The 12,782-nt window shown below is 69.8% G+C and carries 16 protein-coding genes; 6 read left to right on the top strand and 10 right to left on the bottom strand.

Annotated elements, in window-relative coordinates; translation table 11 throughout:
- Nucleotides 1-16: 16 nt before the first annotated feature.
- A complete protein-coding gene (locus tag HDA40_RS28985) occupies nucleotides 17-511 on the top strand; it encodes a protein-tyrosine phosphatase family protein (RefSeq protein ID WP_253760972.1) in 495 nt (164 codons plus the stop codon).
- A 106-nt stretch (nucleotides 512-617) separates the two neighbouring features.
- Here the strand turns inward: HDA40_RS28985 and HDA40_RS28980 are convergent, their stop codons facing one another.
- The 4 genes from HDA40_RS28980 to HDA40_RS28965 are packed head-to-tail and all read right to left on the bottom strand — an operon-like array spanning nucleotide 618 to nucleotide 4,146.
- Nucleotides 618-1,196 carry a GTP-binding protein gene (locus tag HDA40_RS28980; protein ID WP_253760971.1) on the bottom strand — a complete coding sequence of 193 codons (579 nt, stop codon included), beginning with the start codon at nucleotides 1,194-1,196 and terminating at the stop codon, nucleotides 618-620.
- The gene (locus HDA40_RS28975) at nucleotides 1,177-1,566 is read right to left on the bottom strand and encodes a DUF742 domain-containing protein (protein WP_253760970.1); all 390 of its coding nucleotides are present in this window, start codon (nucleotides 1,564-1,566) and stop codon (nucleotides 1,177-1,179) included. The genes HDA40_RS28980 and HDA40_RS28975 overlap by 20 nt, the downstream gene beginning before the upstream one ends.
- The gene (locus HDA40_RS28970; protein ID WP_253760969.1) at nucleotides 1,563-1,970 is read right to left on the bottom strand and encodes a roadblock/LC7 domain-containing protein; all 408 of its coding nucleotides are present in this window, start codon (nucleotides 1,968-1,970) and stop codon (nucleotides 1,563-1,565) included. The genes HDA40_RS28975 and HDA40_RS28970 overlap by 4 nt, the downstream gene beginning before the upstream one ends.
- Nucleotides 1,948-4,146, bottom strand: a complete 2,199-nt coding sequence (locus HDA40_RS28965) for a sensor histidine kinase (RefSeq protein WP_253760968.1) — start codon at nucleotides 4,144-4,146, stop codon at nucleotides 1,948-1,950. Before HDA40_RS28965 ends, HDA40_RS28970 begins: the two co-directional genes overlap by 23 nt.
- A 284-nt stretch (nucleotides 4,147-4,430) precedes the next feature.
- Here HDA40_RS28965 and HDA40_RS28960 point away from each other — a divergent pair, with 284 nt between their 5' ends.
- The 3 genes from HDA40_RS28960 to HDA40_RS28945 are packed head-to-tail and all read left to right on the top strand — an operon-like array spanning nucleotide 4,431 to nucleotide 5,838.
- Nucleotides 4,431-4,706 (top strand): hypothetical protein, encoded by a 276-nt coding sequence (locus HDA40_RS28960; protein ID WP_253760967.1) that lies wholly within the window; start codon nucleotides 4,431-4,433, stop codon nucleotides 4,704-4,706.
- A 39-nt stretch (nucleotides 4,707-4,745) separates the two neighbouring features.
- Nucleotides 4,746-5,192, top strand: coding sequence for a ribosomal protein L7/L12 (locus HDA40_RS42240; RefSeq protein ID WP_308197775.1), 447 nt, complete (start codon nucleotides 4,746-4,748; stop codon nucleotides 5,190-5,192).
- A 10-nt stretch (nucleotides 5,193-5,202) separates the two neighbouring features.
- Nucleotides 5,203-5,838 (top strand): HAD family hydrolase, encoded by a 636-nt coding sequence (locus tag HDA40_RS28945; RefSeq protein WP_253760966.1) that lies wholly within the window; start codon nucleotides 5,203-5,205, stop codon nucleotides 5,836-5,838.
- Here the strand turns inward: HDA40_RS28945 and HDA40_RS28940 are convergent.
- Genes HDA40_RS28940 through HDA40_RS28930 form a run of 3 tightly spaced genes read right to left on the bottom strand, consistent with a single transcriptional unit; the run spans nucleotide 5,835 to nucleotide 8,465 of the window.
- Nucleotides 5,835-6,845 carry a hypothetical protein gene (locus tag HDA40_RS28940; protein ID WP_253760965.1) on the bottom strand — a complete coding sequence of 337 codons (1,011 nt, stop codon included), beginning with the start codon at nucleotides 6,843-6,845 and terminating at the stop codon, nucleotides 5,835-5,837. The genes HDA40_RS28945 and HDA40_RS28940 overlap by 4 nt on opposite strands.
- The gene (locus HDA40_RS28935; protein WP_253760964.1) at nucleotides 6,757-8,043 is read right to left on the bottom strand and encodes a low temperature requirement protein A; all 1,287 of its coding nucleotides are present in this window, start codon (nucleotides 8,041-8,043) and stop codon (nucleotides 6,757-6,759) included. The genes HDA40_RS28940 and HDA40_RS28935 overlap by 89 nt, the downstream gene beginning before the upstream one ends.
- Before the next feature lie 23 nt (nucleotides 8,044-8,066).
- On the bottom strand, nucleotides 8,067-8,465 hold the full coding sequence (locus HDA40_RS28930; protein WP_253760963.1) for a hypothetical protein: 399 nt from the start codon (nucleotides 8,463-8,465) through the stop codon (nucleotides 8,067-8,069).
- Between the two features lie 66 nt (nucleotides 8,466-8,531).
- Between HDA40_RS28930 and HDA40_RS28925 the strand changes: the two genes are divergently transcribed.
- Both HDA40_RS28925 and HDA40_RS28920 read left to right on the top strand, forming a co-directional pair.
- A complete protein-coding gene (locus HDA40_RS28925; RefSeq protein ID WP_253760962.1) occupies nucleotides 8,532-8,720 on the top strand; it encodes a hypothetical protein in 189 nt (62 codons plus the stop codon).
- Nucleotides 8,721-8,761: 41 nt separating this feature from the next.
- Nucleotides 8,762-9,280: a methylated-DNA--[protein]-cysteine S-methyltransferase gene (locus HDA40_RS28920; protein WP_253760961.1), complete on the top strand. Its 519-nt coding sequence runs from the start codon at nucleotides 8,762-8,764 to the stop codon at nucleotides 9,278-9,280.
- 275 nt (nucleotides 9,281-9,555) lie between these two features.
- On the opposite strand, the gene HDA40_RS28915 is transcribed toward HDA40_RS28920, so the two are convergent.
- The 3 genes from HDA40_RS28915 to HDA40_RS28905 are packed head-to-tail and all read right to left on the bottom strand — an operon-like array spanning nucleotide 9,556 to nucleotide 12,754.
- Complete coding sequence (locus HDA40_RS28915; RefSeq protein ID WP_253760960.1) at nucleotides 9,556-10,782, bottom strand: sugar ABC transporter permease; 1,227 nt, start codon at nucleotides 10,780-10,782, stop codon at nucleotides 9,556-9,558.
- Entirely contained in the window at nucleotides 10,779-11,633 is an 855-nt protein-coding gene (locus HDA40_RS28910; RefSeq protein ID WP_253760959.1) for an ATP-binding cassette domain-containing protein, read from the bottom strand. Before HDA40_RS28910 ends, HDA40_RS28915 begins: the two co-directional genes overlap by 4 nt.
- On the bottom strand, nucleotides 11,630-12,754 hold the full coding sequence (locus HDA40_RS28905) for a sugar ABC transporter substrate-binding protein (RefSeq protein WP_253760958.1): 1,125 nt from the start codon (nucleotides 12,752-12,754) through the stop codon (nucleotides 11,630-11,632). Before HDA40_RS28905 ends, HDA40_RS28910 begins: the two co-directional genes overlap by 4 nt.
- Between the last annotated feature and the right edge of the window lie 28 nt (nucleotides 12,755-12,782).

Below are 12,782 nucleotides of genomic sequence, written 5' to 3'. Positions count from 1 at the left end.
GCCATAGGATGCGCGCATGGCCGGACCGTTTCTGGTGGACTGGCCGGTCTCGGGGCGGCTGGCGGTGATGTCCCGTCCGACCGGCGGCGACGCCCTCGTGCGCGCGCTGCACGGGTTGCGCCGCAAGGGAGTGGACGCGCTGGTCTGCGCGCTCACCGAGGGCGAGCGCGACCTGCTGGGGCTGGCCGCCGAGCCGGAGATCGCCCGCGACGCCGGGCTGGCGTACATCGACTTCCCGATCGCAGACTTCTCGGTGCCGGATCTCGACGATCTCGCCGAACTGGCCGCGAAACTGGCGGTGCGACTGCGCTCCGGGGACTTCATCGTGGCGCACTGCCGGGGCGGCATCGGCCGCTCCGGCATCGTCGCGTCCGCCGCGCTCATCGCCTTGGGCGCCACCGCCGAGCAGGCGATGGAGCTGGTGTCGGAGGCGCGCGGCGTACCGGCGCCGGAGACCGAGGAGCAGCGAGCACTGTTGCGCCGCCTCGCCGAGCGCCCGGCCCGCTTCTAGCGCCGGACTCGCCGAGCGCCCCGCCCGCTTCTGGCACCGGATCAGGGTTCCCGGTCGAATCTTGAGGCAAGATTCGACCTGCATCCATGATCCAGCGCCCTGAAGATCAGGCAGCCACCGCCCGCAGGGTCAGCAGGTGTTCCAGCAGCGTGACGAGCACTTCCTTCACCGAGTCGCGCTTTCGCGCGTCGCAGTGCCGCACCGGTACGCCGGGATCGAGGTTGAGCGCCGCCTTCACCTCGTCGGTGGCGTACACCCGGGTGCCGTCGAAGCAGTTGACCGCCACGATGAACGGCACGCCCATGCGCTCGAAGTAGTCGATGGAGGTGAAAGAGTCCTCCAGCCGGCGGGTGTCGGCGACGACCACCGCGCCGATGGCGCCTTCGACGAGTTCGTCCCAGATGAACAGGAAGCGGTCCTGGCCGGGCGTGCCGAACAGGTAGAGCATCATGTCTTGGCTGATCCGGATACGGCCGAAGTCCAGGGCCACCGTCGTGGTGGTCTTCGCCTCGACGCCCGAGACGTCGTCCACCCCGAGGCTGGCGTCGGTGAGCAGCTCCTCGGTGAAGAACGGCTGGATCTCGCTGACCGAGCCGACCATCGTGGTCTTGCCGACGCCGAACCCGCCCGCGACGACGATCTTGTACGCCGTCGGCAGCACGAGGTCAGAGTGCTCGTAATCCATGGAGGACCGCCTTGTAGGTCTCGACGCTGGGCGTGGCGGCCGGGCCGGGATGGCTCCGCCGGATCAGATCTCGGGCCGCGAGTTGGGCCAGGAGCGCCCGTACCACGCCGACCGGCAGGCTCATCCGGGCCGACAGGTCTACAACAGACAGTGGTTCCTGACAGAGTTGCAGAATACGCGCCGAGGCCGTGCCGAGGGCGGCGTCGCCGGACGACGGGGCCCGGCTGGCGAGCACCACGGCGATGAGGTCGAACTCCTCGGCCGCCTCCGCCGTGATGCCCGCGGCGAGGGCGTACGGGCGGACGACCGGGCCGGCGTCGTCGTCCAGCCAGGCCTGCTCGTCCGGCTGCGCCGGGTCCGGGCCGGTCACTCGACCGCGGCCGGGGTGCGGGCGGGCGCGGTCAGGTAGTCGCCGACCCGCGTCACGAGCATCGCCATCTCGTACGCCGTCAGGCCCATGTCGGCGGAGTCGTCGGTGATGACCGCCAGGCAGGCCCCGGTGCCGCCGGAGCTGACGAAGAGGAAGCCGGCCGCCATCTCCATCACCGCCTGCCGGACCACGCCCTTGCCGAACCGGCGGCTCGCACCCCGGGCCAGCCCGAACATGCTCGCCGAGACGGCCGCGAGATGCTCGGCGTCCTCCCGGGCCGTGCCGGAGGCGGCCGCCATCACCAGTCCGTCGGCGGACAGCACCACGGCCAGCTCAGCGCCGGGCAGCCGACTGACCAGGTCGTCGACGAGCCAGCCGAGTTCAGCGGTCGGTCGCTGCGTCATTGTTCTCCCCTTCCGCGGGTGTTTCGACGGCTTCCGCCCGGCCGCGTTGCGTACCGCGTTGGAAGGCACTCATCAGGTCCCGGATGTCGCGCGCCTGCGCCGGCGCGGACGGATTCGGTTTGGGCCGCACGGGCAGCCCCGACGGCGTACGCGCGGTGACCACCCGGACCGGGGGCTCGGCGCGCACCGCGAGCGCGACCGGCGCGGCCGCCGCCCGGGGACGCATCTCGGGCACCGAGGGCAGCGCGACGGCGGCTTCCAGGAGAGTCAGCTCGGACGCGGGCGGGCGACCGGAGATGAGCTTCTCGGGGATCAGCACGATCGCGGTGACCCCGCCGTATGGCGAGCGCCGCAATTGCACCTCGATCTCGTGGCGCTGCGCCAGCCGGCCGACGACGAACAGGCCGAGCCGCGCGGTGCTCGTCAGCTTGAACTCCGGCGGGTCGCGGAGCAGTTCGTTGGACTCGTCCAAGACGGCCTCGCTCATTCCGAGGCCCCGGTCCTCGACCTCTAGGACATGGCCCGTGCCGACCCGCGCGCCCTTGACATGCACCGTGGTGTCCGGCGGGGAGAACGACAACGCGTTCTCGACCAGCTCGGCCAGCAGGTGGATGACGTCGCCGACGGCACGGCCGGCCAGCTCGGCGGCGTCGCCGGGCTGGATGACGACCCGGTGGTAGCCCTCGACCTCGGCGCAGGCGGCGCGGAGGATGTCGGCGACCGGCACCGGCCGCCGCCAGCCTCGCCCGGCCGTGGCGCCCGACAACACCAGCAGGTTCTCGGCGTTGCGGCGCATTCGGGTGGCCAGATGGTCGACGCGGAACAGCTCTTCGAGATCGGTCGGGTCGGTGACGCGGCACTCCATGTCGTCCAGCAACCGCAGCTGGCTGTGGATGAGCGCCTGGTTCCGACGGGCCAGGCTCACGAAGACGTCGCGTACGCCCCGGCGCAGTTCCGCCTGATCGACAGCGACCCGGACGGCGGTCTCCTGCGCCTTGGTGAACGCGTGCCCCACCTGACCGATCTCGTCGGAGCCGAAGGCCAGCGGAGGGGCTTCGGCCTCGACGTCGACTTCTTCGCCGGCGGCCAGCCGTTCCACCACTCGCGGCAGGCGTACCGTCGCCAGGTCGTCGGCGGCGTCGCGCAGCAGCCGGAGTTGGTGCACGATCGCCCGCGCCGTGGTGATGGACAGGATGATCGAGGCGACGACCGCGATGAGCCCGAGCCCGGCGGCCAGGATCAGCCGGACGACGATCATCACGCCGGGCCCGGTGGCCTGGTCGATCGTGGCGTCGGCGAGGTCGATGTCGAGCTGGGCGAGGGAGGCCAGCGCGGGGTCGAGCGCGGCCCGCCAGGCGGCCGCGGTGACCGGTGCGGCACCGGGTCCCTGCAGGACGATCTGGTCTTCCAGGGCCTGGAATCGGCCCAGCTCCTGACCTTCGAGCACCGGCTGGTAGATCGCCGTGTCACCGGGGAGCCCGGCGACGCCGACCGAGCGGGTGTACCGCTGAGCGCCGACGATCCGGCCGAACTCCGCCGCCTCGGCCGGGCTGAACCGACCGGCCGCGATGACGCCGGAGATGAGGGCGTCCTCCTGCGACAGCAGTTCGCGACCGCGCGACAAGGTCAGCAGATGCCCCAGTCGGCTGTTGATGTCCCGGTCGGAGAAGACGGAGATCGTCTCGAAGATCTCATACCCCTTGCCCACCACGCCGGTGTAGAAGGCGGTCACCGACGAGCGCTCCACCCGGCCCGCGTCCATATCGGACCGCTCGGCCGGCAGCGCGTTGAGCCGAGCGTCGAGTTCACTGAGCCGGGCGGCGGTGGTGTCCGACTGGGCCCAGCGGGCGGCTGTTCCGCGTACGGAGTTCCGGAACACGGACACGGCCTCGTCGGTGTGCTGCCTCGCGGTGTCGAGGGCGGTCCGGGCCGTCGCACTGGCCGCCGTGTCGCCCTTCTCCGCCAGCGCCAGGTAGACCGCCGACCGGCGGCGTTCCTCCTGAACCGATTGGACCAGCGCGTTCGTCGGGCGGCCGACCTCGGAGTCCAGCGTACGGATCCAGAGGAGGGTCAACCCGTCCCGGACCGTCACGAACGCCGCGAAGGCCCAGAGGGCCGCGAGCGACGCCAGCAGAAAGGCGATCTTCGCCCGCAGGCGCGAAGTGCGAGAGCTCATCCGTCGTGTTCCCACCATCGTCAGGGGTACGGGAGCCGCCACTCGATGTGACGGCCCGACGGAATGTCACTAGACATCGAGATGCGGTTCGCGCATCGCACCCCTTGTGCGACATGTTGGGCGGCGGATCCGCCAAGAGCCACTCCGGTGGTCCCCCGATGTACGGAGGCCGGTACCTAGCCGACCGGATGTTCAGACTTCCGTACTAAGCCTGAGGTCAGGATCGTCCACTGGGGCCTACCTTGAGATCACGCGCGCGGAGCGAAGACGAGGAAGGAGCCACGATGTCCCAGTTCGCCGACGCAATCGCCCGCCTGACCATCGACAAGGACTTCGCCCGAGCCACCCGTCTCCAACCGGAGCGGATCGCGACGCTCTACGGGCTGACCGCCGCCGAGGCCGACCAGCTTCGCCAGCTGGCCGACGCCGCGAACGCCGAACGTGCTGCCGCACTCCGTGCCCTGCTGGCCGCCGAGCCCGACGACGAGCCCACGCTCGCCGACGCCCCGGCGATCGGCGTACCGGCCGGCATGCCGACCCTCCTGACTACGAAGTTCTGACTAGCTCGCCGCCGGCTGCGGCCGAGTAGGGTCAGCCCCGTGGATCTCAACCCGCCGGCGATCGCCCTCCTCATCGGAGTGGCGATCGTCGCGTTCATCCTCGGCCGGACGACCAAGTCCCGCCGCCCCGACGACCTGGTGTCCGCGCAGATGGCGGCCCGCGTACCGGGCACGCCCCGCCCGTCGGCGAACGGCGACGAGGTCGCCGCCCTGCTCGCCGAGGGTAAGAAGATCCAGGCGATCAAGCTCTATCGCGAACTCACCGGCGTCGGTCTCAAGGAGGCCAAGGACGCCGTCGAGGCCATGGCGGCGGGCCGCGAGCCGTTCGCTCAGGTGCCGTTCGCGGGCCGACCACCGGCGCACGACGTGGCCGCGCAAGCGGCCGAGCTCAAGGCTCGGGGGCAGATCATTCCGGCGATCAAACTCGTACGCGAGAAGACCGGACTGGGTCTGAAGGAAGCCAAGGACTTCGTGGATCGACTGTAGGGACGGGGAAATGGCGATTCGTGCTGTCGTATTCGACATCGGCGGCATCCTCGAGCTGAGTGCGCCGGAGGGGTTCGACCCGGTGGACCAGAAGTGGGCCGCACGCTGGGGACTCGAACCGGTCGAGCTGAACGGCCGCCTGCGAGACATCTGGGCGCGCGGCGCGATCGGGCTGATCACCGAAGCCGAGGTGGTGGCGGGGATCGCCGAGGGCACTGGGACGTCCGTCGCCGAGGCCGAGGGGTTCATGTCCGACATCTGGACGGTCTACCTCGGTACGCCGAACGCCGAGCTGACGGCTTACTTCGAGGGCCTGCACCAGCGATATCTGACCGGCCTCATCAGCAACAGCTTCGTCGGCGCCCGCGAACGGGAGGCGGCGTTGTACCGCTATCCCGAGATGACCGACGACATCGTCTACTCGCACGAGTGCGGGATCGCCAAACCCGATCCGCGCATCTATCAGCTGGCCTGCGAGCGGCTGGACGTACGCCCCGACGAGGTCGTCTACCTCGACGATGTGGAGCGCTGCGTGGCCGGAGCCGCCGCGATCGGGATGCACGCGGTGCACTACTCGGCCACCGCGACGGCGATGGCCGAGATCGACGCGCTGCTAGCCGCGTACCCCGGTGGCGGACGCGACTAGGACCAGGCGAGGGCGAACCGCGCCGAGCTGCCGGCGGCGTACCCGGCGACCGCTCGCGTGAGCCGGCCGGCCGACTGGTTCGAGCCCGTCTTCGTCGCCGCGTCCGCGGCGGTCAGCCCGAACCGCGCCTCATAGGCACCGGTGCCCGCCTCGAAGATGACCGAGATCCGGACGCTTCCGGCGTACTGGGTCGCGCTCAGGTAGCTCACCCGCATGCCCTTGGCCATCGCGGCGTCCCACTGGGTCTGATACTCGGCCAGGGTCAGCCACGACTTGGCCAGCCACGAGCCGATGTTCTCCTTGACGTACAACGCCGTCCATTGCGGAGTGTTGTTCGGCGCCACCACCGAGACTGCCACCGGGTGGTAGCCCTCCTTGGTCAGCGCGTCGATCTTGGTCTGGTGCGCGCTCTGCGAATAGCCGTGGTACGCCACCCACACCGGACCGGACGCCTTGCGCCACATCGCGGCGTACCGGAGTTGACCGGCGACGAGGTAGCTGCTGACGTCGGCCAGCCGATAGCCCTGCGTCTTGAACTGGTCGAACGCGGTCTGGTACGCGGCCGCTGTCAGGTTGCTCCGCGACTGCCAGGCGACTCCGTCGCTCGGCCGGAACAGGGCGTTGACGAAGGTCTGCGAGCCGACCTCGTAGCCGTCGAAGTGCACCAGCCGGTACTTCGCGGCGACGATCCGGTCGAACTCGGCCTGCCACTTCGCCACCGGTACGCCCAGCCGCACGAGCTGCGGCTGCCCCGCCGGGATCGGCGCCGTCGTCGCCCCGCTGACGACCGCGCCGGTGGTCGGCGGGACGGCGGACGCGCTCGCGGCCGGGGTGGACAGGGCGCCGGCCGAGCTGGACGGCTGGACGTCGGCGACCCCCGCGCCGCTGCCGACCAGGCCGGGCTGGCCGCTGGTGAACTCAGGATCCTTCGTTGATCCGCAGCCGGCCGTCAGAACCGACGTCGTCACCATCAACGCCGCCATCGCCATCGGCATCCATCGCCGCATCCGAGCCTCCCCAGGTCGCCGGGACATCTGCCCCAGTGATGATCTTAGGGTGACCCAGTCGATGGATCACGATCGCCTCCGCGACGAGCAACGCCGTCCAGGCCACGGCCGAAGCGGTGACGGTGAGCACCGGCGACTCCGTGAACAGGCCGAAGCCCAGCGCCGTCGCGGCGACCAGCGTCTTGAGGCCGAGCAGAAGACCGTGAATCCGGCGGCCGACGCCCAGGTCCAGACCGACGCCTGTGGAGATCAGGATGAATCCGGCGATGATGACGACCTGGGCCACGGCGAACAACGGCAGGGTGCCGTGGTGGTGATGCGCCGCCATCTCGGCCGCGAGCTCCACACCGATCCCGGTCGCCGCGATCGCCACGTAGATGAGCAGATGGCCGTACCCGTAGAGGAAGGATCGCACCTGCGCGTTGCGGCCGTTGGCCAGCGCCCGGTCGATGGCCGCCTCGTCGAACCCTCCGAAGTAGACCCACCAGATGCCGCAGGCGATGACGAAGCCGCTCACGGCGACGGCCACCGCGCCGGGGCTCCAGGCGCCCTCGGTGATCCCGGCGACCGTGCTCCACACCGCCTCACCCAAGACGACGAGGGTGAACAAGCCGAACCGCTCCGGCATGTGGGAGACCTGGACGGGCGGGTTCTTCATCCGGGCGTACGCCAGGGGGCCGGAGACGGTCGAGTTGACCACCAGCGCCACCACCCATAGGGCGTACCGCGCCGGTCCGCTGACGAGCAGCGAGGCGCCCCAGAGGACGGCACCCGAGGCGGAGCCCACGACATACCAGCGGCACAGCTCGGCGGCTCGCGGAATCGACCGCCCCATGATCGCGTACAAGCCGGTCAAGAAGAGCAGGAGCAGCGCGAAGATGGCGGCGAACCGCGCGGAGTCGAACCCGGGCTGGATCGTGACCGCGAGCACCGCGGCGCCGAGCGCGGCGATCAGCTGGGCCACGCGCTGACCCGGGCCGTCGTCGTCGAAGAGGTCGGCGAAGTACGAGAAGCTGATCCACAGCCACCAGACGGCGACGAAGAGCCCGACGTACGCGACCACGCCGCCGAGCGAGTGATCGTGATGCAGCAGCTGGCCCAACCGGGCGACGGCGACCACGAACACGAGGTCGCAGAAGAGTTCGAGCCAGGTGGCTCGCCGCAACGGCTCCCAGTCGTGAATACCCCGGTTGCTCATGCGGCGAGCCTAGGGCTCCGACGCTATGCGCCGACAGCCGCCTTCACCTTGGCGATCATGGCCGTCTCGGTGTCCTGCACGCCGCCTTTGGCCTCCGCGACCTGGTCGCACGCGGCGATCACGACATCCTTGTACGCCTGCACGTCCTGCGGCGACTTGGTCTGCAGGATCTGCACCGCCTGCTGCAACTGGCCCAGGACGGTCGACTCGACCTCGGCCGCGCCGCCCTTGGGCACCGAGGGCAATCCCCCGCCCTTGAAGAGGTCCCGCAGCTCGGCCGGAGCCGCCGCCATCGCCTTCGCCCCGGCCATGCTCTCGGAGAACATCGCGAAGAAACCCGGATCGGCCTGGGAGACGAGCATCATCGCGCCGAACCCGGCGTCCCGCAGCGTCTTCCGTTCGTCGTCGGTGTAGTCGGTCATGCCCTGATCCTCCCCGAGATTCCGTCTTCCCGGCGGGTCTTTGCCGCGCATGCGAGCATGAAGGGCATGGAGAGCTCCGAACCGTGGTTCTACTGCCTGAAACACCGGCGGCCCGAGCACGGCCGGCAGGAGGCTGAGCAGTACCTGCTCGGCCCGTTCCCGGACGAGGCGACGGCAGCGCGCGCCCTGGACGTCATCCGCGAGCGCGAGGCTCGCAAGGAAGCCGAGGACCGGGCCTGGTCCGGCGACGACTGACCGCAGGTAGTTCTGTCGGTGGGGCGCGCTAGCTTCGGGGGATGGAGTTCGTCTGGCTCACCGTTCCGACACCGTTGGTCCCCCTGACCGTGGCGGTCACCGGCGACGGCTTGGCCTGTGTCTCCTTCGACGGGAGCGGGGCCACTGCCCGCTCGCTGGCCCGCCACGGCGGCGTACGCCCCGCCTCGCCGCATGATCCCTTCGTCGCCGAGGCGGCGCTGCAGATCTCCGAATGGGCACACGGGGAACGGCAGTCGTTCGACCTCACCGTCGACTGGTCGCTGACCTCCGGGCCGCAAGAACGCGTACTGCGGACGCTGTATGAGACCGTGCCGTTCGGCACCACCATCACCTACGGCGAACTCGCCGACCGCTCCGGGCTGCCGGACGGAAGTGCCCGCCTCGTCGGGCAGATCATGGGCAGCAACCCGATCCCCGTCGTCGTGCCGTGCCACCGGGTGCTGGCGTCCGACGGGCTCGGCGGGTACGGGCCGGGGATCGAGCTGAAGCGGCGGATCCTGGTCCTGGAGGGGATTCTCCAGCCCTCCCTCTTCGACTGACCCCGCGTTCGCTGCCGCTTCGTTCGGCTGCGGCTTCGTTCGGCTGTGGCTTCGCGGTGGGCGCTTTCGTTGGCACCCTCGATGCAGCATGATCAGCGGAAGTTTCGCAGGGTCATGGCCCCACGATTACTCCGTTGATCATGGCGGCGACGCACGCGGCCCAGCCGCCCTCCTCTTCGGTGCGTCTTTGGAGCACGCCGCACGAAGCCGCCGCCAAAGTAGGGCAAAGCGGCGGGGCGCCGGAATCCCGACGCCCCGCCGAATGAGGAAGGGGGTCAGCCTCGGCCGCTCGCCCGGCGGCCCCGGCGGGACACCGAGTCGAGGATGACCGCCGCCAACAGCACCGCTGCCGTGATCATGTACCGGACGGAGGAGTCGACGTCGATCAGCAGCATGCCGGAGCTGATCGAGCCGAGCACGACCGCGCCGAGCAGGGCGCCCCAGGGGCTGCCCCGGCCGCCGAAGAGGCTGACGCCGCCGATGACCGCGCCGGCGATGGCCAGCAGCAGGACGTCGCTGGCGCCGGTCGTCTGGGTGGCCGAGAAGCCTCGGGAGACGAGCAGGATGCCGCCGAGCGCGGCGAAGGTCGAGCACAGCGTGAAGACGGAGATCTGGACCGCCGCCACGTTGATGCCTGCCCGGCGGGCCGCTTCGATGTTGCCGCCGACGGCGAAGATGCTGCGGCCGTACCGGGTCTTGCGGAGCACGAGGTCCAGCACCGCCACCAGGCCGACGAGGATCAACAGGCCGAGCGGTACGCCTTGCCACGAGTTCAGCACGACCACCGTCACGACCACGATCGCGGCCAGGCCGATGACGCGTACGAGGTCGCTGCGGAGCGATGCCGCGGGGAGGCCGGCGGAGGCTCGCCGCGCCCGGGCGGTGAACGCCGCGAAGGCGTACAGGGCGACGACGATCACCCCGACGATCCAGCCCGCCGCCTGGCTGAGCTTGGTGTTCATCAGGTCGGTGATGGTGCCGGTCGGCACGTTGATGGTGCCCTCGGAGCCCAGCAGGTAGAGCTGGAGGCCGAGCCAGCCGAGGTTGCCCGCCAGGGTCACCACGAACGCCGGTACGCCCAGCTTGGCGAAGATCGTGCCCTGCAAGAACCCGATCAGCGCACCGAGCAGCAGTGCCACGATGATGGCGGAGATGTCGGACCAGCCTCGGCGTACGGACAGGACGGCCAGCGCGGCGGCGCAGACGCCGGCGACCGAGCCGACCGACAGGTCGATCTCGCCGAGCAGGAGCACCAGCACGATGCCGACGCTGATCATGCCGACGGCGGTGATCTGCAGGGCCAGGTTGGACAGGTTCTGCGCGGTCAGGAAGCGGTCGTTGAGCGCCTGGAAGACCACCCAGATGATGATCAGCCCGATGAGCACCGGCCAGGCACCCAGCTCGCCACCGCGGATGCGGCGTTTGATCAGCTCCCACGGTGAGTGGGTGTCGGAGTCGGCCAGCGGACCGGCCGCGGGCGGCGGAATGGTCGGGTTGGTCATCCCTCACCCCCGAGTTCCCCGAGGTCGCTATCGTCGACCGGTCCGGTGGCGCCGCCGGTGCCCGAGTCCGGCGCGCCGCCTTCGCTGCGGGCCCGGCGGCGGGTGACCGCGTTGTCGAGGGCTCCCGTGATCGCCTGCACGATCTCCTCCTGACTGGTCTCGTCGGGGTCGAAGACCCCGGCGTTGCGGCCCAGCCGCAGCACCACCACCCGGTCGGCGACCGCCTTGACGTCGGCCAGGTTGTGGCTGATCAGGATCACGCCGAGGCCCCGTTCCCGGAGCCGTTCGACGAGATCGAGGACTTCGGCGGTCTGTGCGACGCCGAGGGCCGCGGTCGGCTCGTCCAGCAGCACGACCTTCGGCTCGCCGAGCAGGGACCGGGCGATCGCCACGGACTGCCGCTGACCACCGGACAGGCCGGCCACCGGCACGCGTACGCTCGGCAACCGCACCGAGAGGCTGCCCAGCAGCTCGCGGGAGCGTTTCTCCATGCCGATCTCGTCGAGGACGCTCGTCCGGGTCAGTTCCCGGCCGAGGAAGAGGTTCGCGACGACGTCGAGGTTGTCGCAGAGCGCGAGGTCCTGGTAGACGGTCGCGATCCCGAGCCCGGTCGCGTCGGCCGGCTTGGAGATGTGGACCGGCTTGTCCCCCCACCGGATCTCGCCGGTGTCAGCGGGGCCGACACCGGCGATCACCTTGATGAGAGTGGACTTCCCGGCGCCGTTGTCACCCACGAGCGCGACGACCTCGCCCGGGTACACCTCCAGGCTGACGTCGGTGAGAGCTTGCACCGCGCCGAATCGCTTCGAGATGCCCGTCAGCGCGAGCACCGGAGAGTCCGTGGCGGTCACTTGATACCAGCCGCCTGGCAGGCCGCGGCGAACTGCGAGGTGCAGATCTGGTCGACCTTGTAGAAGCCGTCCTTGACCACCGTGTCCATGATCGTGTCCTTCTTGACCACGACCGGGGTCAGCAGCACCGAGGTGACGTCGACGGTGCCGTTGTTGACGGTGGTGGTCGGCTCGCCCGAGTACGCCTGCCCGGTGGCGGCGGCGATGGCCATCGACGCCGCGATCTCGGCCTCCGGCTTGATCGCCTTGTAGATGGTCATGTACTGCTCACCGGCGACGATTCGCTGGATCGCGGCCAGCTCGGCGTCCTGCCCGGTGACCGGCGGGAACGGCGAGGTGAAGCCGCCGCCCTTCATCGCCGCGATCGCACCGCCGGCGGTTCCGTCGTTAGCGGCGTACACGCCGATGATCTTGTCCTTGCCCAGGGCGGTGATGGCCTGTTCCATCTCCTGCTGGGCCTTGTCCGGCGACCAGTCCGGGGTGTCGAACTCCTTGCCGATGGTGACCTGGCCGTCGAGGACCGAGTGCGCGCCGGCCTTGAAGTCGGCGGCGTTCGGGTCGGTCGGCGAGCCGTTGATCATCACGATGTCGGCGCGCTTCGGGTCACCGCCCGCTTTCAGCGCGTCCAGCAGGGCCTGCCCCTGGAACTGCCCGACCTTCTTGTTGTCGAACGAGACGTAGTACGCGATCGGGCCCTTGGCGAGCCGGTCGTAGGAGACCACCGGCACGTTCTGACCCTTGGCGCTGTTGACGACGGTCGCCGCCGCGGAGGCGTCGACCGGGTCGAGGATGAGTACCTTGGCTCCCTGCGTCAGCATGGCCTCGGCCTGCGACTGCTGCTTGGAGCTGTCCTGGTCGGCGTTCTGATAAAGGATCTCGCACTTGGGGCAGAGTTCCTTGATCTTCGCCTCCATGTACGGCTTGTCGAACGTCTCGTACCGGGTCGTCTTGGACTCCGGCAGAAGAATGCCGACCTTGAAGCCGTTCTCGGTGCTCTCGCCGCCGCCGGTGGTGGAGCTGCCGCCGTTGTTGTTGTCGTTCGAATTGCTGCATGCCGTCGCGGCCAGTACGAGCGCCAATCCGCTCGCGGCCACCAGCCGGCGCCACTGTCCTCGCATCATAGGGGTTAGCTAACCACTTTCACCATGA

Source organism: Hamadaea flava, assembly GCF_024172085.1.
Lineage (GTDB): Bacteria > Actinomycetota > Actinomycetes > Mycobacteriales > Micromonosporaceae > Hamadaea > Hamadaea flava.
Note: the sequence above shows the minus strand (reverse complement) of the source record. Positions and strands in the feature narration are given on the sequence as shown.